This is a genomic window from Mesorhizobium alhagi CCNWXJ12-2, from assembly GCF_000236565.1.
GTDB lineage: Bacteria > Pseudomonadota > Alphaproteobacteria > Rhizobiales > Rhizobiaceae > Allomesorhizobium > Allomesorhizobium alhagi.
Map to the genome: position 1 here is coordinate 1 of NZ_AHAM01000267.1, position 25,872 is coordinate 25,872.

General features: G+C 63.6%; 23 protein-coding genes and 1 pseudogene. 8 read left to right on the forward strand and 16 right to left on the reverse strand.

Going from position 1 to position 25,872, the window contains the following annotated elements; all coding sequences use genetic code 11:
* Nucleotides 1-18: 18 nt before the first annotated feature.
* Both MAXJ12_RS28340 and MAXJ12_RS28345 read left to right on the forward strand, forming a co-directional pair.
* A complete protein-coding gene (locus MAXJ12_RS28340) occupies nt 19-285 on the forward strand; it encodes an SEL1-like repeat protein (RefSeq protein WP_008839559.1) in 267 nt (88 codons plus the stop codon).
* Nucleotides 286-578: 293 nt separating this feature from the next.
* Complete coding sequence (locus MAXJ12_RS28345) at nt 579-1,235, forward strand: peroxiredoxin (protein ID WP_008839560.1); 657 nt, start codon at nt 579-581, stop codon at nt 1,233-1,235.
* Here the strand turns inward: MAXJ12_RS28345 and MAXJ12_RS28350 are convergent.
* The 3 genes from MAXJ12_RS28350 to MAXJ12_RS28360 form a co-directional block, all read right to left on the reverse strand.
* Nucleotides 1,232-3,199 (reverse strand): acetyl-CoA carboxylase biotin carboxylase subunit, encoded by a 1,968-nt coding sequence (locus tag MAXJ12_RS28350; RefSeq protein ID WP_008839561.1) that lies wholly within the window; start codon nt 3,197-3,199, stop codon nt 1,232-1,234. The genes MAXJ12_RS28345 and MAXJ12_RS28350 overlap by 4 nt on opposite strands.
* A 250-nt stretch (nt 3,200-3,449) precedes the next feature.
* Complete coding sequence (locus tag MAXJ12_RS28355; protein ID WP_008839562.1) at nt 3,450-4,217, reverse strand: VOC family protein; 768 nt, start codon at nt 4,215-4,217, stop codon at nt 3,450-3,452.
* 522 nt (nt 4,218-4,739) lie between these two features.
* A complete protein-coding gene (locus tag MAXJ12_RS28360; protein ID WP_008839563.1) occupies nt 4,740-5,513 on the reverse strand; it encodes a L,D-transpeptidase in 774 nt (257 codons plus the stop codon).
* Between the two features lie 172 nt (nt 5,514-5,685).
* On the opposite strand from MAXJ12_RS28360, the gene MAXJ12_RS28365 reads away from it, so the two are divergent.
* Nucleotides 5,686-5,925, forward strand: coding sequence for a hypothetical protein (locus MAXJ12_RS28365; protein ID WP_008839564.1), 240 nt, complete (start codon nt 5,686-5,688; stop codon nt 5,923-5,925).
* 32 nt (nt 5,926-5,957) lie between these two features.
* Nucleotides 5,958-7,097 carry a M14 family metallopeptidase gene (locus tag MAXJ12_RS28370; RefSeq protein ID WP_008839565.1) on the forward strand — a complete coding sequence of 380 codons (1,140 nt, stop codon included), beginning with the start codon at nt 5,958-5,960 and terminating at the stop codon, nt 7,095-7,097.
* A 101-nt stretch (nt 7,098-7,198) separates the two neighbouring features.
* Here the strand turns inward: MAXJ12_RS28370 and MAXJ12_RS28375 are convergent.
* The 3 genes and pseudogenes from MAXJ12_RS28375 to MAXJ12_RS28385 form a co-directional block, all read right to left on the reverse strand.
* Nucleotides 7,199-8,094, reverse strand: a pseudogene (locus MAXJ12_RS28375) (HNH endonuclease).
* 155 nt (nt 8,095-8,249) lie between these two features.
* Nucleotides 8,250-8,603 (reverse strand): DUF2200 domain-containing protein, encoded by a 354-nt coding sequence (locus tag MAXJ12_RS28380; protein WP_008839567.1) that lies wholly within the window; start codon nt 8,601-8,603, stop codon nt 8,250-8,252.
* A 35-nt stretch (nt 8,604-8,638) separates the two neighbouring features.
* Complete coding sequence (locus tag MAXJ12_RS28385; RefSeq protein ID WP_008839568.1) at nt 8,639-10,246, reverse strand: carboxyl transferase domain-containing protein; 1,608 nt, start codon at nt 10,244-10,246, stop codon at nt 8,639-8,641.
* Nucleotides 10,247-10,486: 240 nt separating this feature from the next.
* Between MAXJ12_RS28385 and MAXJ12_RS28390 the strand changes: the two genes are divergently transcribed.
* Complete coding sequence (locus MAXJ12_RS28390; protein ID WP_008839569.1) at nt 10,487-12,640, forward strand: DNA/RNA non-specific endonuclease; 2,154 nt, start codon at nt 10,487-10,489, stop codon at nt 12,638-12,640.
* Nucleotides 12,641-12,675: 35 nt separating this feature from the next.
* Here MAXJ12_RS28390 and MAXJ12_RS28395 read toward each other — a convergent pair whose 3' ends face one another.
* From MAXJ12_RS28395 to MAXJ12_RS28410, 4 genes are all read right to left on the reverse strand, one after another.
* Complete coding sequence (locus tag MAXJ12_RS28395) at nt 12,676-13,059, reverse strand: type II toxin-antitoxin system VapC family toxin (RefSeq protein WP_008839570.1); 384 nt, start codon at nt 13,057-13,059, stop codon at nt 12,676-12,678.
* Nucleotides 13,056-13,334 carry an AbrB/MazE/SpoVT family DNA-binding domain-containing protein gene (locus MAXJ12_RS34680; RefSeq protein WP_244421628.1) on the reverse strand — a complete coding sequence of 93 codons (279 nt, stop codon included), beginning with the start codon at nt 13,332-13,334 and terminating at the stop codon, nt 13,056-13,058. Before MAXJ12_RS34680 ends, MAXJ12_RS28395 begins: the two co-directional genes overlap by 4 nt.
* A gap of 197 nt (nt 13,335-13,531) precedes the next feature.
* On the reverse strand, nt 13,532-14,695 hold the full coding sequence (locus MAXJ12_RS28405) for an isovaleryl-CoA dehydrogenase (RefSeq protein WP_008839572.1): 1,164 nt from the start codon (nt 14,693-14,695) through the stop codon (nt 13,532-13,534).
* Complete coding sequence (locus tag MAXJ12_RS28410) at nt 14,661-15,305, reverse strand: TetR/AcrR family transcriptional regulator (RefSeq protein ID WP_008839573.1); 645 nt, start codon at nt 15,303-15,305, stop codon at nt 14,661-14,663. The genes MAXJ12_RS28405 and MAXJ12_RS28410 overlap by 35 nt, the downstream gene beginning before the upstream one ends.
* Before the next feature lie 97 nt (nt 15,306-15,402).
* Between MAXJ12_RS28410 and MAXJ12_RS28415 the strand changes: the two genes are divergently transcribed.
* Both MAXJ12_RS28415 and MAXJ12_RS28420 read left to right on the forward strand, forming a co-directional pair.
* A complete protein-coding gene (locus MAXJ12_RS28415) occupies nt 15,403-15,870 on the forward strand; it encodes an NUDIX hydrolase (RefSeq protein WP_008839574.1) in 468 nt (155 codons plus the stop codon).
* Between the two features lie 124 nt (nt 15,871-15,994).
* Nucleotides 15,995-17,113, forward strand: coding sequence for a pyridoxal phosphate-dependent aminotransferase (locus MAXJ12_RS28420; RefSeq protein WP_008839575.1), 1,119 nt, complete (start codon nt 15,995-15,997; stop codon nt 17,111-17,113).
* Nucleotides 17,114-17,132: 19 nt separating this feature from the next.
* Here MAXJ12_RS28420 and MAXJ12_RS28425 read toward each other — a convergent pair whose 3' ends face one another.
* The 3 genes from MAXJ12_RS28425 to MAXJ12_RS28435 all read right to left on the reverse strand — a co-directional run bounded on the left by MAXJ12_RS28425 (nt 17,133) and on the right by MAXJ12_RS28435 (nt 22,622).
* Complete coding sequence (locus MAXJ12_RS28425; RefSeq protein WP_008839576.1) at nt 17,133-18,242, reverse strand: pyridoxal phosphate-dependent aminotransferase; 1,110 nt, start codon at nt 18,240-18,242, stop codon at nt 17,133-17,135.
* Between the two features lie 109 nt (nt 18,243-18,351).
* Nucleotides 18,352-21,438 (reverse strand): efflux RND transporter permease subunit, encoded by a 3,087-nt coding sequence (locus MAXJ12_RS28430; protein WP_008839577.1) that lies wholly within the window; start codon nt 21,436-21,438, stop codon nt 18,352-18,354.
* Nucleotides 21,435-22,622 carry an efflux RND transporter periplasmic adaptor subunit gene (locus MAXJ12_RS28435; RefSeq protein ID WP_040588516.1) on the reverse strand — a complete coding sequence of 396 codons (1,188 nt, stop codon included), beginning with the start codon at nt 22,620-22,622 and terminating at the stop codon, nt 21,435-21,437. Before MAXJ12_RS28435 ends, MAXJ12_RS28430 begins: the two co-directional genes overlap by 4 nt.
* A 171-nt stretch (nt 22,623-22,793) precedes the next feature.
* On the opposite strand from MAXJ12_RS28435, the gene MAXJ12_RS28440 reads away from it, so the two are divergent.
* Nucleotides 22,794-23,315 (forward strand): TetR/AcrR family transcriptional regulator, encoded by a 522-nt coding sequence (locus MAXJ12_RS28440; protein WP_008839579.1) that lies wholly within the window; start codon nt 22,794-22,796, stop codon nt 23,313-23,315.
* Nucleotides 23,316-23,383: 68 nt separating this feature from the next.
* On the opposite strand, the gene MAXJ12_RS28445 is transcribed toward MAXJ12_RS28440, so the two are convergent.
* The 3 genes from MAXJ12_RS28445 to MAXJ12_RS28455 all read right to left on the reverse strand — a co-directional run.
* Nucleotides 23,384-23,701, reverse strand: a complete 318-nt coding sequence (locus MAXJ12_RS28445) for a hypothetical protein (RefSeq protein WP_008839580.1) — start codon at nt 23,699-23,701, stop codon at nt 23,384-23,386.
* Nucleotides 23,702-23,805: 104 nt separating this feature from the next.
* Nucleotides 23,806-24,732, reverse strand: a complete 927-nt coding sequence (locus MAXJ12_RS28450) for a tyrosine-type recombinase/integrase (protein ID WP_008839581.1) — start codon at nt 24,730-24,732, stop codon at nt 23,806-23,808.
* 269 nt (nt 24,733-25,001) lie between these two features.
* Nucleotides 25,002-25,872: porin (locus tag MAXJ12_RS28455; protein WP_008839582.1), on the reverse strand; the 871-nt coding region annotated here is incomplete at its 5' end.

Genomic DNA, 25,872 nt, shown 5'->3' on the forward strand with positions numbered 1-25,872 from the left:
GGACAGGGGACTTGTCAAATGGCACGTTTTGAAATGTTTGAAGCAGGTTTCGGCGCCATGGGCGCAACCGCACAGGCCGATATTCTTTTCGAACTCGGCATGATGTATGCGACCGGCCGTGATTGCGAGGTCGACATCGTCACCGCCCACAAATGGTTCAACATCGCTGCGATCAAGGGTTCCGACCGGGCCGCCGAGCTGCGCTCCGAGCTTTCGGCGACCATGTCGAAGCAGGAAATCGCCCGGGCTCTGCGCGAAGCCCGCGAATGGATGACGATGCACTGAGCATCCCAAAAGTTTCGGGCTGAAGCCGCGCAGACGGATCGGCCTCAATCTCAAGAACGCGGCAGCTTGGAGGCGGGCCAGCCGCGCGAAAGTCAGACGGGGAAGGGCAGTGGGTTCAGGGGGCGTGGGGACGCTTCCAGGGATCGCGCTCGACAAGAAACGCCGCGACCGGTGGGAACAACCGGCGCGGTGTTTCCTTTTTCGCCGGCCTGTCGCAATATTCCGGCTTCGGCGCCTGGCCGCCATTCTGGCGAGCCGAGGCGCGCCGCGAGATTGAACGGGAGGATATGACAATGGGCCTTCGCATCAACGACACTGCCCCCGATTTCAGCGCCGATACGACGGAAGGGCCGATCAATTTCCACGAGTGGATCGGCGACGGCTATGCCGTGCTTTTCTCGCATCCGAAGGACTTTACGCCCGTCTGCACGACCGAGCTCGGCTACATGGCCGGATTGAAGGACGAGTTCGCGCGCCGGAACGCCAAGATGATCGGGATTTCGGTCGATCCGGTGGAGAACCACCACAAGTGGAAGGCCGACATCGAAAAACTATCGGGCAACAAGGTCGATTATCCGATGATAGGCGACCCAACGCTCTCCATCGCCAAGCTCTACGACATGCTGCCGGCGGGCGCGGGCGAGACGTCCGAAGGCAGGACGCCGGCCGACAATGCGACGGTGCGCTCGGTGTTCCTGATCGGCCCCGACAAGAAGATCAAGCTGATGCTGACCTATCCGATGACCACCGGCCGCAACTTCGACGAGATCCTGCGGGCGCTGGATTCCATCCAGCTGACGGCGAAGCACGCAGTGGCGACGCCGGCGCAGTGGAAGCAGGGCGAGGACGTCATCATCACCGCGGCCGTCTCGGACGAGGACGCGACGAAGCGCTTCGGCAGTTTCGACCGCGTGCTGCCCTATCTGCGCAGGACGAAGCAGCCGGCCTAAACGGCCTCCTCGAACCGCACCAGCACCGTGCCGTCGGTGACCTGCGCACCCTCCGTCGCGATCTCGGCGATGATGCCGTCATGCGGGGCGGCGACCGTGTGCTCCATCTTCATGGCTTCGAGGATGAGCAGCGGCTGGCCCTTCCTGACCGTCTCGCCGCTGGCTGCCTTCACCACCTTGACCAGTCCCGGCATCGGCGCGCGCATCGAGGCGACCCCGGCTTCGGCGTCGGCTGCTTTGGCGAACGGGTCCTGTATCGCGAAAGTGTAGGACGCCGCGCCCTCGAAGATCGTGACGTGACCGGGCCAGCGCGCCACGCGGGTATTTTCTCCCTTTGACGAGGAGATAGCCACCGAATGGCCGGAGGGCTCCGCGCCATCCAGCGCCACGTCGAACCGGCCATCCGGCCTCACCGATATACGCGCGATGATCTCTTCCTCGCCGCGGCGCAGAACCGTCCGCCGCGCGCCGGCGTGGAAATGCGCATAGCCGGCGAGCGCATTCCAGGGATCGCTTGACGCCGTAGCATTTCCCATGCCCGAGGCAGCGAGCGCAGCCTGCGCGATCGTCTCCAGACTTGTCGGCGAAACCGCGGTCAGCGCCTCCTGCTTGCGGGCGATGAGTCCCGTATCGACATCTCCGGCAGCGAAATCCACATCGCGGGCAAGGGCAGCCAGAAAGCTGGCATTGGTGACCGATCCCGCGATCTCGGTGCGCTCCAGCACGTCGGCGAGCGCGGTCAGCGCCGTCTCGCGGTCGGGGCCGTGCACGACCAGCTTGGCGATCATCGGATCGTAGAAGGGCGAGACGGCGTCGCCGGCCCGCACGCCGGTTTCGACGCGGAGCTTCGCGCCGGCCGCAACATCGGCGAATTGCAGATGGTGCAGCGTGCCGATGGCCGGCAGAAAGCCGCGGGTCGGATCCTCGGTGTAGATGCGCGCCTCGAAGGCGTGGCCGTCGAGCTTTATCTCCTTCTGCGTCACCGGCAGCTTCTCGCCCGCCGCAACGCGTAGCTGCCATTCTACAAGGTCGACGCCGGTCACCATCTCGGTCACCGGGTGCTCGACCTGCAGGCGCGTGTTCATCTCCATGAACCAGAAGCGGTCGGGCCGCAGCCCCTCGGAGGCGTCGACGATGAACTCGATCGTGCCCGCGCCCGAATATTTTATCGCCTTGGCGGCCTTGACCGCGGCATCGGTCATCGCGGCGCGCATCTCGGCCGGCATGCCGGGGGCAGGGGCCTCCTCGATGACTTTCTGGTGGCGGCGCTGCGCCGAGCAGTCGCGCTCGAACAGATGCACCGCATTGCCGAAATTGTCGCCGAACACCTGCACTTCGATGTGGCGCGGCTTGTCGACATACTTTTCCACCAGCACGTGCTCGTCGCCGAAGGAGGCTTTGGCCTCCCGCTTCGCTCCCGAAAGCGCCTCGGCGAAATCGTCGGGGCTGTCGACCCGCCGCATACCCTTGCCGCCGCCGCCGGCCCGCGCCTTGATCAGCACGGGGTAGCCGATCTCGCGCGCCTTGGTGGCGAGCAGCACAAGCGCCTGGCCGTCGCCGTGGTAGCCCGGCACCACCGGCACGCCGGCCTTTTCCATCAGGAGCTTGGCCGCATCCTTCAGGCCCATGGCGCGGATCGACGCGGCCGAGGGGCCGATGAAGACGAGGCCCGCGGCCATCACCTTGTCGACGAAATCGGGGTTTTCGGACAGAAATCCGTAGCCGGGATGGATCGCCTCCGCGCCCGTTTCCAACGCCGCTGTGATGATCCTGTCGCCGACGAGATAGCTTTCGCCGACCGGCGAGGGGCCGATATGCACCGCCTCGTCGGCCATGGCGACATGCAGCGATTTGGCGTCGGCGTCCGAATACACGGCGACGGTCCTCACGCCCATCTTGCGCGCGGTGCGGATGACGCGGACTGCGATCTCGCCGCGATTGGCGATCAGTATTTTGGTGAACATGCGCTTTCCGGGAGTGATTGCTGCAGGGGTGCGTCCTTCGAGGCTCGCTTCGCTTGCACCTCAGGATGAGGGAGGTTGTCGCAACGCACCCAAATCGGATGCGTAGCCGGATCAAAATGCGGCTCCGAAGCAGCGCTTCGGTCGCCCACATCCTGAAGAGGCGGATCAGGATGGAACGCCGAAAAAGCGCGGCATCCCTCATCCTGAGGTGCGAGCGAAGCGAGCCTCGAAGGACGCACCCTTACTATCGTCAACCGCGCGAGCCCACCAGTGCGAACATTGCGTCCTGCGGGTCGGTCGCCTGCAGGATCCAGCCGCCGCCGGGCACCTCCATCGGCTCCATCAGCACCTTGCCGCCATTGCCAGTGACGCGCTGGGCAGCGGCGTCGATGTCGCCGACGTTGAAATAGAACAGCCAGAACGGGGCGGGCACATCGGCCGGCTTGTTGAACATGCCGCCGATCGCTTCGCCGCCGGCGCCGGCGGCGAAGAGCTGGTAGGTTCCCATCTCGCCCATGTCCATGGCGTCGGTCTTGGTCCAGCCGAACTGCCCGGCATAGAAGTCGAAGGCGCTCTTCCACTCGGCCGCGTAGAGCTCATGCCAGCCGACATGGCCGGGCGTCATCGGCGGCGCGGGCGGCTGGCCCTCGCTTTGCGGCTTGAACAGGACGAACGTCGCGCCCTGCGGGTCGGCGACGACCGAGAAGCGGCCGACCGCGGGAATGTCGGCCGGCTCGCGATGGACCGCGCCGCCGGCCTTCTTCACGTTTTCGGTCGCGGTGTCGACGTTGTCGACATGGATATAGCCGGTCCAGGCCGGCCGCGCGCCCATCTTCGCGGCATGATCCGGAATGGTCATCAGTCCGGCGACTGGCTTGTCGCCGGCCTTCACGATCGTGTAGCGCATCTGGGGGGTGTCGGAGGATTCCGAATCCCAGCCGACCACGGTCTTGTAGAACGCCGTCGCAGCGTCCAGGTCGGTGGTCATCAACTCGTACCAGACGAAGTTCGATGGCATGTTTTCGCTCCCTGGATTTAGTTGTTGCCCCGCGCTGGCCGGCATTCTAGGCGGCGGGCGCGGGCGGCGCAAATGGACGCTGGCGCGCTTCATCATCGCCACGCTGCCTTTCGGCCCTGGCCATTGCGAGCCCTTCGACAGGCTTAGGAGTCGGGAAGACGGGCGGGCAGGAAAGCGCCGCACGAATTCGTAAGACAAGAACAGGCACTCCCATGCCCGCCCGTCCGGTGTCTGTCGCCCAGTCGGCCGATCACGCGCCCCGCTCCATGTACATTCCATGGACAATGACGCGCGGATGATCCGCCTGCCTTCCGCAAAGCATTGGCGCTTCGCTTTAGCATGCCGGCCCGTCGGACGCCCTCGGAGGTCGTGGGAACCGAATCCACGCCGGGAGGTCACCGCCGCCCTACCGATCCCCGGTCCGGAACCGGTTCCCGCAGGGGCGATGGACGGATTATGCGGCCGCGTCAGAGGGTGTGAATAAAAATTTTTTTCGGGCTGCGCCGGGCGCGTGCAATCCGTTCAGAATTGCACTTGCGCGACCTCGACCGGCGGCAGTCCGCCCGTGACCACGATCGGCGTGCCTTCGGGCACTCGGTCGTAGAGATCGATGATGTCCTGGTGCATGAGCCGCACGCAGCCCGAGGACACGGACTTGCCGATCGAGGCCCATTCCGGCGAGCCGTGCAGGCGAAACAGCGTGTCCTTGCCATCCTGATATATATAGAGCGCGCGGGCGCCGAGCGGGTTGTTGACGCCCGCCGGCATGCCGCCTTCCCAATTATTCGTGCCGGGGATCTGCCGCGCGCGGTATTTTTCCAGCTCGGGCTGGCGGTCGATCATTTCGTTCGGCGGGAACCAGCGCGGCCATTTCTGCTTCCACTCGATCACCCCGCGGCCGGCCCACTCGAAACCTTCGCGGCCGAGGCCGACGCCATAACGGATCGCCTGCTCGAAATTGCCCACGAGATAGAGAAAATGGTTCCCCGTATCGACGACGACGGTGCCGGGGGCTTCGCCGGTCGGGTTCGGTACGATCTGCCGGTAGTATCGCGGGTCGATCTGCTCGATCGGCACGGCCGGAATCTGGTGGCCCTCGTCGACCATGGCGGCATACATCAGGCGAGCGTCGCCGAAGGCGGGATCGAGACTGAGCTGCGGACCCTGGAAAGGCGCGACCGGCTGGGTGTATGCGGTCGTGGCGCGCTCACGCGTGCTGGTGCAGGCGGTGAGGGCGGCGGAGGCGGCACCCGTTGCGGCCAGGGTAAGAAGCCTGCGGCGGCTGAGATTCGACATTCGGACTTTGTACCAGTGTTCGGAAAACAAGCAACGCACGGAATGCCTGGTGTGTTCCGGGCTGCTCTCGCTGTGGCATCGGCGCTACTACGAGAACGGGCGCGGCGTTGCGGCTCACTTCGGGAGGGGCTAAAATCGGGCAGGCTGCCAAGCATGCCGAGGAGCACCTGATATGGCGGAACGCGCGACGGTCCGCTGGCTGGTTCGCATCACTCCAGTCGTGGGTCGCACAGTCGACGATCTCCTGAAGCTTCCACTGAGCCTTGATGTCTGGGAGCGGGGAGCGGACGCGGTCGTGGCGGCTGCCTCCGAGCAGACGATCGCCGAACTCGAACGCCGACACATAGCTGGAGTCGAACGCCTCCGCACGATCGCCGACTCCGTACCGACCGGGCAACCGGCGGGTCCGTGATCAGAGGCGTTGTCGAACGAAGGAGTGGTCGCATGAACCTCATCGCCAGGGTCACGTCTTCGGGGCCGCAAAAGCCGCTCGGGGACATTCTTCGGGTGCCGCTGGGCATCGACGTTTGGGAGGTCAAGCCGGATCATCTGATCCTGCGCGGAACCGAGGCCCAACTCGACCGGCTGTCGGCCATGGGCTACTTCGTCGAGCAGTTGGAGGATGTGGAACGGCACCTCAGCGCCTTCGCCACGGCTGCGGCGGCGGAGCAATATCATTCGGCCGCCAGCCTCGAGGAGGAGCTTCGGCGGCTCGCGGAAGCGAGGCCGGACATCGCCGAGCTGAAGGAGATCGGCCGAAGCATCGAGGGGCGGCCGATCCTCGCCCTGCGGATCGGCGACCGCCGCGGCGGCGTGCCAAAACTCCTCTTCATGGGCTGCCACCATGCGCGCGAGTGGATCGCGGTCGAAGTGCCATTCCTGCTCGTCAAGGAACTCGTCGAGCGCGCTGACGAGGCGCCGATCGCCGGCTGGCTCGGCAGCGGCGAAATCTGGGTCGCGCCGATGGTCAATCCGGATGGCCACGAGCACAGCCGGACGGAAGCGCGACTCTGGCGCAAGAATCGCCGGCGAAACGCCGACGGCTCGTTCGGCGTCGACCCGAACCGCAACTACGGCTACATGTGGGGCACTCTCGACATCCCGACCTCCAGCCACGTGCCGAGCGACGAGACCTATGTCGGCCCGCGCGCCTTCTCCGAACCGGAAACACAGGCGGTTCGCGATCTCGTGGGCTGCGAGCGCTTCGCGGGCGTGATCACCTACCACAGCTATTCGCAGCTCATCCTCTATCCCTGGGGTTATACGGAGAAGCCCATCCCCGACCTGCAGCATCGGGAGCAGATGGTGGCGATGGCCGGCGAGATGCACGATCTGATCGAGGCGGTGCACGGCAAGATCTACGTCCCGCAGCCGTCTTCCGAGCTCTACCCGACCGCGGGCGACACGACGGACTGGACCTACGGGACCTATGGCATTCCGTCCTTCACGATTGAGCTCAGGCCGCGCACCTTTGAGGAGGGAGGTTTTGTCCTCCCCGCCGACCAGATCATGCCGACTTGGGAGGAGAACCGCCCGGCGGCCTTCCGGTTCATAGAACAGCTCCTGGCGGCGCCTGTGGGGTAGGGCTACTCCGAGAACAGCTCCGCATGCATGCCGGCGCGGACGAAGATGGCCTGCCCGACCTTGCCGCTGTCGTTGGGGTGGCGAAAGAGCCGATGGCCACCTCACTGCTTAAAGCAGTTCTCGCGGTGCCATTGGAGAAAGCGCGGGTGCGGCCGTTCGGAGATGCGTTGCGGGGCGAGCGCTCGGCCGGTCCTGTTGATCATGGTGCGTACGCCCTCCTGATCGTTCACCTGCCGCGAGACCAGGATTTCCAGATCGTCGGCGAGGCTGATCAGCCCTCGGTCGAACATCCAGTGCGCGGTGCCGGATAGCGCGATGCCATTGGTCAGGATGTCCGGGCCGTTTGCCTCGACAGGACGGATATGCGCCGCGGCAACTTCAGCGCGACCGCCGCCGTTGATCAGCTTAAGTCCCGTCACGGCGCATCGCTGGTCATAAGCGCGCAGGACGACGCGTCGGAAGACCCGATCCCGCAGTACGCGCGAGGTCAATTGGCTGACGCGTTCTCGCTCCTGCTCATAGATGAACGGAACTTGCTCATCCTCGAAGCCGTCAGGCGTCGGATCGCCGATGCCCGGGAGCAGAGCATCGGACTCATCCAGCCCCGCCATAACGATGCGATGGAAGTCGGTGGCCGAGAGTGGCCTGACCGCTGATTGAGCGCGGCCGGATATGCGGCCTTCATCGTTCAGCAGACCGCGCTCGACGATGCCATCCGCACCGTTGAACGGGACGGGATTGGCGAAATCCAGATAGCTGCCGGGCTCTATGATTGCGAGATACATGCCCGGTGTGCCGGGATCGGGAATGACCTGCTGTACCTTGGCGACGGCGAAATAACCGCGTGTCTGAGGAACCTTGGAAGGCTCCAGATGACGATCCAGTCGCCGACGCAGGCTTCAACGCGGCGGAGATATTGCGGTGGAAATTGGTATTGCTCCGCCGGGACGTCGCGGTAGTTGGAGTCGGAGCGATGGAGGAAGACGCCGAAAGACATGCACCGTGAGCAAAGATGAAATAAACGAAGGGCTAATGAGCCTTATTGCCGGAATAAACGAATATTATCCAGCCCCGTGATTGTATGGTCGCCGAAGCTCAGCTTCTCTACCCAGAAACGTTGTATTTCACCTCAGAATTCGTCGCGGCGCCAACTCACCCCGCCCTCAGAATCTTCTCCATCGCTTTCCCCTTCGCCAACTCGTCGATCAGCTTGTCCAGGTAGCGGATTTCACGCATCAGCGGCTCCTCGATCTGCTCGACGCGGACGCCGCAGATCAGCCCCTTGATCTGCGCCCGGGCGGGGTTCATGGCAGGGGCGTTCGTGTAGAAGGTCTCGAGGTCGGTCTTGTTCTCAAGGATGGCGGCGAATTCGGCCGGGCTGTAGCCGGTCAGCCAGAGGATGATCTCGTCGACCTCCGCCTTGGTGCGCCCCTTCTTCTCTGCCTTCGCGACGTAGTGCGGGTAGACGCTTGCAAAACTGATCGAATAGATGCGGTGCTTCTTCACAGGTGGGTCCGCGGCGTGAGCGGTTTTCTGCTTCATCACATCCTCCACACACCCACCTTCGTCTCCTTCACCTCCGCGTTCAGCGCGGCGCTCAGGCTGAGCGCGAGCACTTCGCGCGAGCGGGCCGGGTCGATGATGCCGTCGTCCCATAGGCGGGCGGAGGAGTAGAGCGGGTGGCCTTCGCGCTCGTATTTTTCCAGAATCGGCTGGCGGAATTCGGCTTCCTCCTCGGCCGACCATTTCTTGCCGCGGCGCTCCATGCCCTCGCGCTTGACCATAGCGAGCACCGTCGCTGCTTGCTCGCCGCCCATCACCGAAATGCGGGCATTGGGCCACATCCACAGGAAGCGGGGCGAATAGGCGCGGCCGCACATGCCGTAATTGCCGGCGCCGAACGAGCCGCCGATGATCATCGTCAGCTTCGGCACCTGCGCGGTGGCCACTGCTGTGACCAGCTTGGCGCCGTCGCGGGCGATGCCGCCGGCCTCGTATTTCTTGCCGACCATGAAGCCGGTGATGTTCTGCAGGAAAACCAGCGGGATCTTGCGCTGGCAGCACAGCTCGATGAAATGCGCGCCCTTCAGAGCGGATTCGGAAAACAGCACGCCATTGTTGGCGATGATGCCGACCGGCATGCCGTGCAGATGCGCGAAGCCGGTGACCAGCGTCGTCCCGTAATTCTGCTTGAACTCGTCGAGTTCCGAGCCGTCGACGATGCGGGCGATGATTTCGCGCACGTCGTAGGGCTGGCGCGTGTCCTGCGGCACGATGCCGTAGATCTCGTCGGCCGCATGAAGCGGCGGCAGGGGATCGCGCAGGTCGAGGCCGATCTGCTTCCTGCGATTGAGGTTGCGGACGATGCGGCGGACGATGGCGAGCGCGTGGTCGTCGTCCATGGCGTAGTGGTCGGCGACGCCCGAAAGCCGCGTGTGGACATCGGCGCCGCCGAGCTCCTCCGCCGTCACGTCCTCACCGGTCGCGGCCTTCACCAGCGGCGGGCCGCCGAGGAAGATCGTCGCCTGGTTGCGCACCATGATGGATTCGTCGGCCATCGCCGGCACATAGGCGCCGCCCGCCGTGCACGAGCCCATGACGCAGGCGATCTGCGGAATGCCCATGGCCGACATGCTGGCCTGGTTGAAAAAAATCCGGCCGAAATGGTCGCGGTCCGGAAAAACCTCGTCCTGGTTGGGCAAATTGGCGCCACCGGAATCGACCAGATAGACGCAGGGCAGGTTGTTCTGCATGGCGATCTCCTGGGCGCGGAGATGTTTTTTTACGGTCAGCGGATAATAGGTGCCGCCCTTCACCGTGGCGTCGTTGACGACGACCATGACCTCGCGGCCCTCGATACGGCCGATGCCGGCGATCATGCCGGCGGCGGCGATATTGTCGTCATACATGCCGAAGGCGGCGAACTGGCCGATCTCGAGAAAGGGCGAGCCGGGATCGATGAGTTGCGTCAGCCGGTCACGCGGCAGCAGCTTGCCGCGCGAGGCATGGCGCTCGCGGGCCTCGTCGGAGCCGCCGCGCTGCACGGCAGAGGCCTTATCGGAAATGTCGGCAACGAGCGCGCGCATCTTCTCGGCATTGGCGCGGAAGAGATCGGAAGAGGGGGAGATCTGGGTCTGGATGACGGTCATGGAGGCCTGCTGCGCCGTTCGCTGGACCCGGATGTTTACACAGGTCGGGCAAGCCGGCGCAACAGCGGCGCCGGACTGTATCCGTCGGCCGTGAGGACAGGAGCGTCGCGGTAGTTCAGCCGTTGCCATACCGCGGATGTGCAGCTGACGCAAAGTGAGGGAGAGTTGCAAAGGAAGACACGCAGGAGTAGTATTACAGTAGGGCTAGGGAACGATTTTCAACCTTGAGGGGAGAATATTGTGGGCGGCACGTTTCATTTTTCTCATGAAATCATCAACGCGGCGGCTGACCGCTGGGAGAAGACGAAACCCGAGCGCGACAAGAGGGCGCGAGCCAAGGCGGAAGGCCGCCACGACGAGATCGACAGCAAGGACCGCATTGTCAAGCACGCCAACCGGCTGCGCCAGCAGCTGCGCGCGCCGCTGGAGAACATAGCGGCGTTGGAAAAGGCGGCGGTTCCCGCGCCGGTGCGCGAACTGGCCGCGCGCAAGCCGGTCGCCAGAGCCGACATAAACTCCCTGTTCGTCGAGCGGGTGATCGGGCCGACCAAGGATTTCCTCTCGGCGGAGTTCTTCGAGCTCGGCTCGTACGCCATGCGCTCGGTGGCCCGCATCAGGACCGAGTTTGGCGGGAGCCTCGGCTTTGGCACCGGCTTCATGGTCTCGCCGTCGCTGCTGCTCACCAACGAGCATGTGCTGGAGAATGCCGGCTGGGCGGCCGCCAGCGTTGCGGAGTTCGACTACCAGCGCGACCGCCTCGGGAGGCAAAAGCTGGTCCAGTCGTTCCATCTCGATCCCGAACGGTTTTTCGTCAACGACAAGGCGCTGGACTTCGCGCTGGTCGCGGTGAAGCCCGCGCCGGGAGTGGGGACCGCAAAGCTTGCCGATTTCGGCTTCTGCCCGCTGGTCGGCGTGGAGGGAAAAATCCTGGTCACCGATCCGGTCAACATCGTCCAGCATCCGCAGGGCCGGATGAAGGAAGTGGTGATCCGCGAGAACGAACTCAGCGCGCTGCCGCTCGGCGATCTCGACGGCTTCGCCCACTATCTCGGCGATACCGAGCCCGGCTCGTCGGGCTCCCCGGTCTTCAACGATCGCTGGGAAGTGGTCGCGCTGCATCATTCCTCGGTGCCCGAGCGCGACGCCGCCGGCAATTACCTGACCAGGGACGGCAAGATCTGGAAAGACACCATGCCCATCGAGGACATCGCCTGGATCGGCAACGAGGGCATCCGCATCTCGCGCATCATCAACCACCTAAAGCAACGCGAGGGCCTGTCGGCCGGCGCGGCGGCGCTGCTGAAGGAACTGCTGGAGAAATCCGACACGACGGAAATAGGGCCGCGCCAGGAAGAAGGCGTGGTGCTAGACGGCGGTCCCGAAAAAACCTGCGCGCTCGATCTCTCCGGAACGGCGACGGTCACCGTGCCGGTGACGATCAGGGTGGAGGTAGGCGGCGCACGCGCGGTGCGCGCCGAGCTTGGCCAAGCGGCGCTGCTGGCGGAGCGGGTCCGGCCCGCGCCCGACTATGACGGCCGGCCGGGCTTTGACTCCGATTTCCTTGGCGCGGCCGTGCCTATGCCCGACTTGGTCGACCGGCGGCACGGCGAACCGGCGATGCTCGCCGACGGTTCCGTCGAGCTGAAATACCACCATTTCAGCGTTCTGATGAACGCGGACCGGCGACTGGCCTATGTCTCGGCGGTGAATTACGACGCTGCTGCTCCCTTCGTCGAGGAACGCGGCGCCGACGACTGGTTCCTCGATCCCCGCATCGACGTGGGCCTGCAGGCCGACAACCGCTTCTACAAGAACAACCCGCTCGATCGCGGCCACCTGGCCCGGCGCTACGACGCCGGATGGGGCATGACCGCCGAGGAGGCCAAGATCGCCAACGACGACACTTTCCACTGGACCAATTGCGCGCCGCAGCACCAGGTCTTCAACCAGAGCAAGCTGTCGCAGCCGGGCGATCTGCGGCTTTGGGGCGAGTTGGAAAACCACATCACCGACCAGGCGAAGCAGGACATGCAGCGCCTGTCGATCTTCAACGGCCCGGTCTTCGGCAAGGACGACAGGACGCATCGCGGCCTGCTCATTCCGAGCGCCTACTGGAAGATGGTGGCTTACCGTTCGAGGGGAGACGAGCTGCGCGCCGTAGGATTCGTGCTGCACCAGGCGGACCTCATCAGCAACCTCGCGGCCGAGCGCTTCGATGTCGGGCGGTTCGATCTGCGGCAGGTCCGGATAAGCCGGATCGAGGAGCTGACGGGCCTCGATTTCAAGGGGCTACGCAATGTCGATCCGATGGCCGCCACCGGCGTGCGCGAGGTTTTCGAGGGCGCGGTGGTGACCGAGCGCAAGCTGAAGTCTGCGGCGGATATCAGGTTCTGAGGGGTTGCTTCGGGGTGATCGGGCGCGCATCCGCGTCAGCGGATGAGCTCGATCGGACAACCGAGATCGAGATCGGCCCAGGAGCGATCGGCGGTAACAGCGACGGCGTTCTCGTGGATGGCCAGCGCGATGCAGGCGCGGTCGCCGAGCGAGAGGCCCTTGTGCCGGATGGCCAGACGCAGCCTCCCGGCAAGAATGGCGCTCTCAGGGCTAAACCCGGAGATTTCCAGCCCCAAGGCCTCAAAGTCGCTCACCGCCTCATCCGGAGTGCGGCCCTTATCGATCAGACGCGCAACGATTTCCGCGACGTTCACGCCGCAGCACTGCCCGTCCTTGAAATAGCGCAACGAGTTGTCTGCGCCTTTTTCGTTGAACAGCACCGCGAGCACGACGGAACTGTCGAGTAGGTATGCCGTCATGGCTTCTTCATCGCCATGCCTTCAGCATGCACTCGGTCGAGTCGCTCATCGCTTCGCCGTTGCTCTTCCCGTCGATCCGCCAGAAACTGGTCAACCACGTTCTCTCCCGGCTTCTTGTAGGGGGCCAAGCGCTCCTGGACCTTTCGGATCGAGACCAGTTGAGAGATTGCCGTCAGTTCGCCACCCTGGACTTTCAGGACCAATGTGTCTCCCGGCTTGACTCCCATTGCTTTCCGCATTTCGGCCGGGATGACCAGCCGCCCGCCTTCACCCACTATCGCCCTCACAGGGCCGACGGAAGCGGTCCCGGCTACAGCTTGTGCATGGTCGAAATCAGCGGCTTCTTCAGCAAACCCGCGAGCCTTCTTGGGAGGAGGCATCATTCACTCCGATCGTTCCGGACCGGATGCTACCAGATAGGCCCGAATATGGCAAATATGCAAAATCTGGCAGCATATATAAATGCTGCCAATTAAACCCTCTCTGCCATGATCTCTCGCCCGATCAGCCAACGCCGGATCTCGCTGGTGCCGGCGCCGATCTCGTAGAGCTTGGCGTCGCGCAGCAGGCGGCCGGTGGGGTAGTCGTTGATGTAGCCGTTGCCGCCCAGAAGCTGGATCGCGTCGAGCGCCATCAGAGTCGCCTTTTCGGCGGCGAACAGAATGCAGCCGGCGGCGTCCTTGCGCTCCGTCTGGCCACGGTCGCAAGCCGCCGCGACAGCGTAGACATATGCCCGCGCGGCGCTCATCGTCGCATACATGTCGGCGAGCTTGCCCTGAACGAGCTGGAATTCGCCGATCGGCTGACCGAACTGCTTGCGCTCGTGGACGTAGGGGACAGCCACGTCGAGACAGGCGGCCATGATGCCGAGCGGGCCGCCGGCAAGCACTGTCCGTTCGTAATCGAGGCCGGACATCAGCACCTCGACGCCCGCTCCTTCCTCGTGCAGCACGTTTTCGAACGGCACTTCGACATTTTCGAAGACCAGCTCGCCGGTGTTGGAGCCGCGCATGCCGAGCTTGTCGAGTTTTTGCGCCACCGAAAATCCTGGCATCGCTTTCTCGACGATGAAGGCAGTGATGCCGCGCGATTTGCGCTCGGGATCGGTCTTTGCGTAGACCACCATAGTGTCGGCGTCGGGGCCGTTGGTGATCCACATTTTTGTGCCGTTGAGCACGAAACGGTCGTTCTGCTTCTGGGCGCGCAGTTTCAGCGAGACCACGTCGGAGCCGGACCCGGATTCCGACATTGCGAGCGCCCCGACATGCTCGCCCGAGCACAGCGGCGGCAGGTATTTTTCCTTCTGCTCAGGCGTTGCCCAGCGGTTGATCTGGTTGACGCAGAGGTTGGAATGGGCGCCGTAGGAGAGGCCGACCGAGGCCGAGGCGCGCGAAATCTCCTCCATCGCCACGACATGGGCGAGATAGCCCATGCCAGAGCCGCCGAAATCGGGATCGGCCGTGATGCCGAGCACGCCGAGCGCGCCGAGTTCGGTCCATAGATGCGCAGGGAAGACGTTCTCGCGGTCGATCTCCGCCGCGATCGGCGCGATCCTGTCCTGGGCGAAGCGGCGCACCAGGTCGCGCAGGCTGTCTATGTCTTCACCCAGCCCGAAATTCAGCGTGCGGTCGTACATTTCGCTTCTCCCTGGCGTCGTCCGCGCCCACGAGGCGCCTTGTCATGGAAAGGTAGGTTTCTGCGACCTCTTCGACAGAGAGCCGCTCGTCCGGGCGGAACCAGACGATCACGCCGGTGATCATCTGGATGATGGCCATGGCGGTCATGCCGACATCGTCGACGATGAACAGCCCGGCCTCGGCGCCTTCGCGAAGAATCTGGCGCAGTTCCTTTTCGTAAGATCCGCGCAGGCGCAGGATTTGGGAAAGCCGGTCTTTGGAGAGGCTGCGCAGCTCCATGTTCGAGACATGGGTGGAATGGCGGCGGGCGACATGGAAACGGATGTGATTTTCGACGAAGGCCGAGAGCCGCGCGGCGGGGTCGGGCGCTGCCGGCCGCGCCGCCTCCCAGGCCTGCTGCAGACCCTCCATATGCTCGCGCATCAGCGTGAACAGCAAGTCTTCCTTGGTCGGGAAATAGCGGTAGAGCGCCGCCGCCTGGACACCGACTTCGCCCGCGAGTTGGCGCATCGAGACCGCCTCGTAGCCCTGGCGCGCAATAAGGCTGAGCGCCGCTTCGCGCGTCGCCGCCTCGGTCCTGCCGCCGTCCGACCCCGTCGTTCGCGCCATTGTCGCTCCTTGCGAAAGCAACAATAAAACGAACGTTCAATTAATTCAACTAGATTGAGGTCCTTGCATGAAAAGCGCTAACGGCTGAAACTGAGGCATGGCGGCAAAAAGCGCAGGTACTCTCGTCTATCGGAGGCGGGCAGAGGCGATCGAAGTCCTGCTCGTCCATCCGGGCGGGCCGTTCTGGCAAAAGCGCGATCTGGGCGCGTGGTCGATCCCGAAAGGCGAATATGCTGATAATGAGGATGCGGAAGCCACGGCGCGGCGAGAATTCACCGAAGAGACTGGTTGGACGATCGCCGGCGAAATGACGGCGCTCGGCGACATCAGGCAGAAAGCCGGCAAGACCGTTACCGCATTCGCGGCGGAATGCGATTTCGATCCTGCCACTCTTAAAAGCAACAGCTTCGAGATGGAATGGCCGCCGCGAAGCGGACGCCTCGCCTCCTTCCCCGAGGTCGATCGTGCCGCCTGGTTTTCGCTGGCGGATGCGCATGAAAAGATCTTCGAAGCCCAGCGGCGGCTGCTCGATCGGCTGGAGGAGCTTCTCGGCGGCGGTGTATAGCAGCCGCTGCCGGCCAACATTTTCCATCTGCCAGGCCCATGCGAAAGCAAGCAGTTTGCCGGATAGTGCGGAAGCCTCGCGAAAAGATCGATTGTTCTAAAATCCTGCCAGAGAAAGCCACGCCATGGATATGCCGCCTTTTCTCCTCGACCATTGGCTCGCAAAGTATCAGTTCGCATCGCCGCCCATTGCGTACGACCTGGCGTCGAGCACCGGGCCGAAATGGACCGTCCGCGAGTTGCTGTCGCTTGCAGGAGGCGGGTCACGCCTCGACGATGTGACGGTCAGCTACGCGCCGCCAGAGGGAAGCCGCGCGCTTCGCGAGGCAATCGGAGCGTTTCTCGGGGTCGATCCCGATTGGGTCGTGGTGACGACCGGCGCGTCGGAGGCGCTGTCGGTTCTTTTCTGTCTGGCCGCCCGGCTGGGCGGCAATGTCGTCCTGCCGTCGCCGGCATTCCCTGCCTTCGAGGTCATGGCGACTGTCTGGGGGCTTGGCGCACGCCATTACAGTATGGCCCGCGAAGACAATTATCGGCTGTCGGCTGCAGATGTGCTCGGGGCGACCGACGGCGAAACCGTGCTGGCTCTGGTAAACACGCCTCACAATCCGACGGGCGCGATCATGCCGCCGGACGAGATCGGCACGCTCGCCGCCGCGCTGGCGGAACGCAGCGTGCCGCTTATTGTCGATGAGGTCTATCACCCGCTCTATTTCGACGCGCGGCCGGCATCGGCGGCGTCCGTCGATAATGTCCTTGTGATCGGCGACATGTCCAAGGCGCTGTCGCTGGCAGGCCTGCGCATGGGGTGGATCGTCGATGCCGATCCCGAACGGCGCAAGAAGATCATCGACGCACGAAGCTATTTCACGATCAGCAGTTCGCCGGTTCTGGAGACGCTGGCGACCGATGCGCTGCTTCATCGCGAAGCGTTGCTGGCAAAGCTTCAGGTGGTTGCGGAAGAAAATCTCGCCGCGCTCTCGGCGCATATGGAGCGCGTGGCCGACATACTGGCGTGGGTAAAGCCTGCGGGCGGCACGGTCGCCTTCCCGTGGTTTTGCGACGGACCTGACAGCCGCCCGTTCTGCGAGGCTCTTGCGGCCAGAGGTGTGCTCGTGGCGCCGGGCGACTGCTTCGCCATGCCCGATCACATGCGCGTGGGATTCGCCGTGCTGAAACGCGACGAGTTCGCCGAGGCGCTCTCGATTTTCGAGCGGACCTTGCGTGAGCATTCGCGGGCGTGAACGCGCCGTGAAAACCGGATCAGCGGCGCGCCGCAGCCAGCGCGCCGGGCAGTTCTTCGGCAAACAGCGTCAGCTCGTCAGGCAATCCGACGCTGATGCGGATGCAGCGGTCGAGCACCGGCGCCATCGGCTTGCGGATGAAGATGCCTCGGGCAATGAGATTCTGAAGCACCTTGAGCGCGAATGCGCCGTCGCTGCCGCAATCGATCGTCACGAAATTGGTGGCCGAGGGTATGGGGGAGAGGCCGTTGTCGCGCGCGACGCTGGCGATCCGGTCACGCCCCGCCGCGACCTTGGCGACGACCTCATGGAGGTAGCTCTGGTCGGCAAGTGCCGCGAGCCCTGCGATCTGCGCCATGCGGCTAACGCCGTAATGGTCGCGGATTTTTTCGAAATCAGCGATAGCCTTGGCCTCGCCGACCGCATAGCCGCAGCGTATGCCGGCAAGCCCGTAAGCCTTGGAGAATGTGCGCATGCGCAGCACGTTGGGACGCGCGGTATCGATCGACGGCATGGCCGAGGCCGGCCCGGTCTCGCCATAGGCCTCGTCGAGAATCAGCATCGTCGTTTCCGGCAGCGCCTCGACGAAGCGCGTGATCTCATCCGCCTCCCACCATGTGCCCATCGGATTGTCAGGATTGGAGAGATAGACCACGCGGGCATCTTCGCGCCTGACGGCGCCGAGCAGGCCGTCGAGGTTTTCGCGGTCGTCGGCATAGGGAACGGTGACGAGGCGGCCGCCGCTGGCCGCGACATGGAAGTTGAAGGTGGGATAGGCGCCGAGCGAGGTGACCACCGCGTCGCCCGGCGCAACATGCATCCGGACCGCTATGTTGAGCAGCCCGTCTATGCCCTGGCCGACGACGACATTCCCGATATCGACGCCGAGATGGGCGGCAAGTGCGGCCTTCAGCTCGTAATTGTCGGGATCGCAGTACATCCACATGTCGCGCGCCGCAGCCGCCATGGTCTCGATGACGCGGGGGGAGGGGCCGAAGCTGCTCTCATTGGCGCCGATGCGCGCGCGGAACGGCTTGCCGCTGGCGCGCTGCTGCGCCTCCGGGCCGACGAACGGCACCGTTGCCGGAAGGGCTTCGACAATCGGCGTGAGCGGCGGGCGACTGGGCATGGGCGGGCACTCTGGTGCGGGCGACGACAGTTGGCCAGCGATAGCAAAAAACTCGCGGATTGCATGCGATTTTTCAGGGGCAGGCGTGCTGGACCAGCACAAAATGGGTTCAGCCCGCTCCCTCAGTGCGAGGGCCGGGCTGCGAAACCGGTTCGATCTCGTGGCGCACAAGTTCCTTGCGCGAGATGAAGGTGTAGAACATCGGCACCACGAACAGGGTGAACACCGTCCCGACGAGAACGCCCGAAAAGATCACCAGGCCCATGGAATAGCGCGCGGCCGCACCGGCGCCCGAGGCGATGATCAGCGGCACCACGCCGAGCGCCATGGCTGCGGTGGTCATCAGGATCGGCCGCAGGCGCACCTTCGCGGAGGCTACGATGGCTTCGCGCCGCGTCAGCCCATGCAGTTCGCGCTGCTGGTTGGCGAATTCGACGAGCAGGATGCCGTGCTTGGTTATCAGGCCGATCAGCGTGATCAGCCCGACCTGGGTGTAGATGTTCAGCGTGCCAAGACCGAGATTAAGCGGGACAATCGCCCCGAATATCGACAGCGGCACCGACATCATGATGATCAGCGGATCGCGGAAACTCTCGAACTGCGCCGCCAGAACCAGGTAGATGACGACGACCGCCAGCGCGAACGCGATCAGGATCGTGTTGCCCTGTTCGGCCTCCAGGCGCGACTGGCCCGAATAGTCGATGAAGAAGCCGGCGGGCAGCAGCGGCCGCGCGATGTTCTCGATCGTCGCCAGGCCGTCGCCTGTGGTGACGCCAGGCACTGGAAGCGCCGTGATCGTCGCGGAATTCAGCTGGTTGAACTGCTCGATCGAAGCCGGCGAAGCGTTTGTCGATACGTTCACCACCGCCGAAAGCGGCACCATTTTCCCCGAAATGCTGCGGACATAGAACTGGCCGAGCCTTTCGGGATTGTTGCGAAATTCCGGCGGCACCTGGGTGATGATGTCGTAGCTGTTGGAATCGCGGTCGAATTGGGCAATTGCGCCGCCGCCGGCGAGCAGGCCGAGCGTCGTCCCGATGTCCCGGATCGGCAGGCCCAGAGCCGCGGCGCGGTCGCGGTCGATGGTGATCGTCACCTGCGGCGCGTCGAAGGCCAGCGAGTTCTGGACGACGATGAACTGCCCGGACGCCTGCGCCTCCTGCTTGACCTGCTCGGCGACCTCGAACACCTGGCTGGGGTCGCCGGTCGACTGGATCACCAGCGAGATCGGCAGGCCGCCGCCGGCGCCGGGCAGGGAGGGCGGCGCAAACACCAGCGCCTGCGCGCCCGCAACATGCGCAAGCCGGGCCTGGATGTCCTGCTGGATCTCCGCTTGCGAACGATCGCGCTCGGCCCAATCCTTGAACGCCCAGACCGCGAAGCCGGAATTGGTTTCGCCGCCCATGCCGACGATCGAGAAATTCGCCCGCAGCTCCGGAATATCCTTGGTCAACTCGCGGATCTGGTCGGCATAGAGACTGGTGTATTCGGACGTGGCGTAGCGCGGCGCCTGGATGAGCGAGAACAGCGCACCGGAATCCTCTTCCGGGGCGAGCTCGCTCGAGGTCTTGAAGAACATGTAGCCGGTGACCCCCATCAGCGCGATGACGATCATCAGCGTCACCGGCCGGTAGTCCAGCGAGCCGGAGACCAGCCGCTCGTAGCGGTTTGCGACCCGGTCGAAGGTGCGGTCGACGAAGCTCTGGAAACGGCTGTGGATGTCCGCCCTGAGGATGCGCGCCGACATCATCGGCGTGATCGTAAGCGCGACGAAACCCGAAATGATAACCGCTCCGGCGAGCGTGACGGCGAATTCGCGAAACAGCGACCCGGTCAGGCCACCGGTGAACATCAGCGGCGCGAACACCGCGGCCAGCGTGATCGTCATGGCGATGACAGGCCCGGTGATCTCCTTCATGCCGACCGACGCCGCCTGCATCGGCGTCAAGCCTTCCTCGATGTGGCGGTGGATGTTTTCGAGCACCACGATGGCGTCGTCGACCACCAGGCCGATGGCGAGGACCATGGCGAGCAGCGAAAGGAGGTTGATCGAATAGCCGAGCGCGAACAGCAGGAAGCAGACGCCGATCAGCGAAAGCGGAATGGTGACGACCGGCATCAGCACCGACCGGAACGAGCCGAGGAACAGAAGGATCACCACGACCACGATCACCACGGCTTCGGCGATCGTCGTGAACACCTCCTCGATCGACGCGCTGATCGTCTCGGTCGCGTCATAGACCATGGTGATCGTCATGCCTTCGGGAAGGCTGGCCTGGAGCGCCGGCAGTTCGTCGATGACAGCCGCAGCGGTATCCAGCGGGTTGGCCGCCGGCGTCGGGAATATGCCGATGAAGGTGCCGGGTTCGCCGTTGAATTTCACGACCGTGTCGGTGCTTTCGGCCGCCAGCTCAACCTTGGCGACGTCGCGCAGCCGCACAATGTTGCCGTCCTCCGATCGCAGCGGCAGCTCCCCGAAAGCCTGCGGCGTCTGCAGCGTCGATTGCAGCGTGATCGAATAGGCGACGTATTCGTTCTTGGTCTTGCCCGGCGCCGACAGATAGTTCGACGACTGGATGGCGGTGAGCACGTCAGTGGCCGTCAAGCCGCGCGCGGCGAGCAGCACCGGATCGATCCACACACGCATCGAATAATTCGCCGCGCCGAGGATCTGCACCTCCGCCACGCCCTGCACGGTGGAAAGGCGCGGCCTGATGACCCGCTCGATATATTCGGTAAGCTGCTCCGAGGTCATGTTCGGGTTCTGCATCGCAAGATACATGATGGCGAACTGCTGGCCGGTGCCCTTGACGATGGTCGGGTCCTCGGCGTCGGTCGGCAACTGGCCCCGGATCTGCTGCACTTTCGACATGACTTCGGTGAGCGCAACGTCCGGATTGGAGCCGAGCTGCATCTGGACGGTGACGACGCTGGCCGAAGGGCGGCTTTGGGAGGTGACGTAGTCGATGTTTTCGGTGGTCGCCACGGCCGCCGCGATCGGCGCGGTGATGAAGCCCTGGATGAGGTCGGGGCTGGCGCCGGGATAGACCGTCGTGATGGTGATGACAGTCTCCTCGACTTCCGGATACTGGCGCACCGACAGGTTGAATATGCCCTGAAAGCCCAGGAGCAGGATCATGAAGGCGGTGACGAGCGACAAGACCGGCCGGCGGATGAAGATGTCGGAAAAACTCATTTTGCGGCCGTGATGTTTGCCGGATTGACGGCGTTGTCGACCCTGACCGGCGTACCGTTGGACAGCCGGTTCTGCCCGGCGGTGACGATCTGGTCGCCGGCCTCGATGCCCTTCAGCACCTCGACCAGCCCCTGGGAGCGGCGTCCGGTGGTGACGAAGACCTGATCGACGACGAGGGCGGGCTCGGCGTTCTCCTGATTCGCGGCCGGCGCCTCGGCAGGGGTCGCGCTTTCCTGCGCCGGCTGGGCGGGATCGGCAGCGCCGGCCTCGTCTTGTGCCGGCCGCACGACAAAGACGTAATCGCCGTAGAGGCTGGAGACTACGGAGGTCTGCGGCAGTGCAAGCACGCCGTCCTCCGCAGGCAGTTCCACGCGCACCTGGACGAACTGGCCGGGGCTGAGCTGGCCATCGGGATTTACGACCTCCGCCCGGATGGAGACCAGCCGCGACACCGGGTCGACCTTGGGTTCAATGCCGATGATCGAGCCGCTGAATTTCATGTCGGCAGAGTTGGCACCGAGCCGCACCGTCTGTCCGATCTCGACCAGGTCGAGCTGCTGTTCAGGGATCGAGAAATCGACACGCATCGTGTCGAGATCCTGCAGCGTGGCGACGATCGTACCGGGCGCGATATACTGGCCGCTATCGATGCGGGGAATGCCCATCGTTCCAGAAAATGGCGCCGTCAGTTGCTTCTGGTCGAGGACGGCCTGGAACTTGGCGACTTGCGAGGCCGACGCGTCGGCCGCAGCCTTTGCCGCCTCCACATTCACCTCCGTTCCGACGCCACGCCTTTGCAGTTCGAGCGCACGATCGTAGGCGGTCTTGTCGAGGGCCGCCTGCGTCATGCCGGCTGCGAGGTCGGCGCGTTCCACCGAGTCGTCGAGCTGGATCAGAACAGCGCCTTGCTCGACGCGCTGATTGGCGGAAAACAAAACGTCCTTGATTATCCCGGTCGTCTCCACCGTCAGGTCGACGCCACGCGCAGCGCCTACCGTTCCGATGGCCTCGATGCCGGGCGTCCATTTCATCGGCTCGACGACCGATGCCGACACGGTGACTGCCGCGACCGGCGCGTTGGCGAAATACTGCTCGATGGCTCGGTCGCGGAAAACGTTGAAGCCGACTATGCCGCCGACGACCAGCACCAGCAGGATGAAGGCGATGAGGAGGCGCTTGATCATGAATGACACCAGGCTCGAACGGTTCGACGACGAATGGCTGCGGTCTGCAAGCTTCATCGAAACCGCTATGCAAACCGCGGCGGTTACTGTACCGTCCGGACGGTATTGTCAACCTCCGGATGTGCTTCCGGACGAACTGTCAAAGGCGGCTTTGGGTCCATGAAAAAAGGAATGCGCGGGAAAATACTGTCGGCGGCCGCGGCTTTGGCCCGCGATATCGGCCCGGGAAACCTTTCCCTGGACGCGGTCGCGAGCCGGGCAGGGGTATCGAAGGGCGGACTGCTTTACCATTTCCCGTCGAAGTCGAAGCTGCTCCAAGCGTTGGTCGAGCAGCATCTGAGCGAATTCGACGCCGCCCTGAACGAGAAGGAAAAAGCGCATGGCGGCGGATCCAACAGTCTCGTTGCCGCCTATCTCGATCTGTTCGTCGCCGAGCAGGCCTTGCCACCGCCGACCGGCGTGCTCGCGGCCTTGGCTGAAAATCCGGAGCTTCTGGTACCCGTGAGCCGCTTCAAGCGCCGGCTGCTCGATCGCCTGAAAGCCAACGCAAAGGACGAAAACAGGGCGCTTGCCGTATTCCTGGCGCTGGAAGGCATGCGCAGCCTGCGGCTTTTCGAGACGGACATCCTCACGCCGGCGGAACGGGAAGCCGTGCTGGGCTTTCTGGCGATGCTGACCGCGGATCCCGGATAGCGGGGCGCCAAAACAACGAAACAGCGGGCGCAGAGGCCCGCCGTTTCGAATGCGCGATGCTCGCGCTGCTACATGCTTTCAATAGCGCCGCAGAACTCGCGATACTTGATGGACGGGTTGCCCTCGCAATCCCGCAGCATCGTGGTGCGGTTTTCCTCCGACATCGCCGCCCACGCGGCCCTCATCTCCTCGACCGGGCGCAATGTGGTCATGGTTTCGTCGGTGTAGAACGGCCCCATCAGAGTGGTGTCTTCCAGAGAACTGGTTACGGTCGGGTCGACCGCTGGGGCCGGGCCGGTGTCATCCTGGACGGGGGCCGTCTGCGCAAAGGCGCCGCTGGCAAGCGTCGCCGCGAGAACTGCGATCGGGAGCACTTTGAGTTTCATGACGATTTCCTTTCCTGTTCGAAGGGGATCGATCAGCAGGCGATCGTCAGAAAAACGGGCGGACGGATCGAAGGTTCCGGTCCTTTTCGCCCGCCAGAGGAGTTCTAGGCGGTCCTGCGTTCGAGGACGCCGACGCAGGAATCGAGGTCGTTGGTCGCGAGATGCGCGTAGCGCATGGTCATCTGGAGGGTTTGATGGCCAAGCCACATCTGGACACGCCTGATGTCGATGCCGCCCTGGACGAGGCGGGAAGCGCAGGTGTGGCGCAAGATATGCGGAACCACCTGCAGATCCGTACCCAGGCCGATCTCCGCTTTGGCGTCGTTCCAGACGGCGCGGAACTTAGGCTGGTTCAGCATCGAAAACGGTCCCTTCGCCCGGACGCCACCGACGATCAACGATTCCCGTGCGCGGGCCGTGAGCGGGACGGTGCGGCTACGCCCCGACTTCGTTATCCAGAAGGAGACACGATGATCGTGCACGTCGTTCCAGATGAGCCCGATGGCTTCGCCCAGGCGGCAACCCGTGTCGACCAGGAAGATGCAGAGCCGGTAGCTGTTCTCGCATCTGGCCTTCACGGCCGAGAACAGGCGGTCCTCTTCCTCTCGCTCCAGAAAGCGGATTCGTCCGGCGCGCTCTTTTTGTCGGCGGAATTCCGGAAGGTTGTGGATATTTCCCATTTTATACGCCTTGCGCAGCAATTTGCTCAGCGCCGCCATCTTTCGATTGATGGTTGCGTTGCTGTTGCCGCGTTCGCGCAATTTTCCGATCAGACCGTCGACGGTATCCTGGTCAAGAACGCTGAAGCGTTCTCCAAGCAGTATCTCGTCTAGTTCACCAAGGAAGGAACTGACATTGTATTTGTGTTTTCCGTCGTCCCACAAAATGTCTTTATAGAGGGAAAAAAGGTCGGCTATGCTGAACGATTCGACTTTGCTAAGCTTGGAAAGCGCATAGTCCGCCGTTTGCGAGCTGAAGGAAGTGAAGGATATACCATCCTTCCAAAGCCTATTGTCGTCGTCAAGTTTCATTACTCAAGCGCCCCCGCTCCGAATAAAAAGACGACGAAGCACAAGCACGAAACGTAAGAAAAAGACAATAGCGAGAGACACGTCAGCCTCAAATCGCGATACGCAAAATTCCGCCGCCCGACAGGAATTTCGCTCTACGGTTATATCCCCTCTGTCAGACCCCTGATTTGATTCCGGTCAAAATCGCGCCGATAGCGGCTTCACGATTGGTCTTACGAAAAGTTGACCCGGACAAAGCTGCCCGGGTCAACCTGCGCACCGAAGTGCTATTAGAACGTGCGCTGGAAGCGGAGGAAGCCGCCGATCTCGTCGCTATCGTCGTCGAGGTCATCGTCGAAGTTATCGACATAGACGATTTCAGGCGTGATCACGAGGCCCGGAACGAGCGTGTAGTTCACGTTCGCAACGGCAGCGAAGTTTTCCTCTTCATCATAGGAAAGCTGAACGTTGATCTTGGCCTTTTCGGAAACGGTGAAGGTGCCACCGCCCCAGACAGCCCAGTCGCCACCCCAGTTGGCGTAGTAGTTCGGGCCATCATCGTCGAAGAAGCCATCGAAGTCATCGTTAGAGCCGAAGCCGGCCATGATGAAGAGCGAGAGCTGCTCGGTCGCGTTCACGTCCAAACGAACCTTTGCGGCCCACTCTTCCCAGTTGGCGTCGTAAGCGGCAACAGCCGAGACGCCGCCCCAGCCCTGCGTCCAGGCCAGACCGCCGACAACATGCGGAATGTAGCTGTCGAGACCATAGCTGGCGGTGAAGGAATCGGTGAAGACGCCATCGCCGTCAAAGTCAGCAGCAAACGTTTCGGTGCCGTCGCCTTCTTCAAGAGCGATCGCGGCCGAGAAGCCGTTGCCGCCGGTGAAGGTGTAGGCGATCTGGTGCGTGCCGAACGGGCCATAGCCGACGATGTCGTCGTTGATCACGCCGCCGGCATAGCCGGTGAAGGTCGAGAACAGCGAGTCGGTCTTGCCGATGCGGAAGCCGCCGAGTTCGATGTAGGCATGTTCGATGCCCATAGCGTCGTGGGACTGAACGAAGCCGCCAACTGAGCTGTCAGTTGTGAACTGGAAGTTGATCGCGGCGTAGGTGCGCAGGGTGCCGAGTTCGGTTTCCGAACGGCTGTCGACGCGCAGCTGGAAG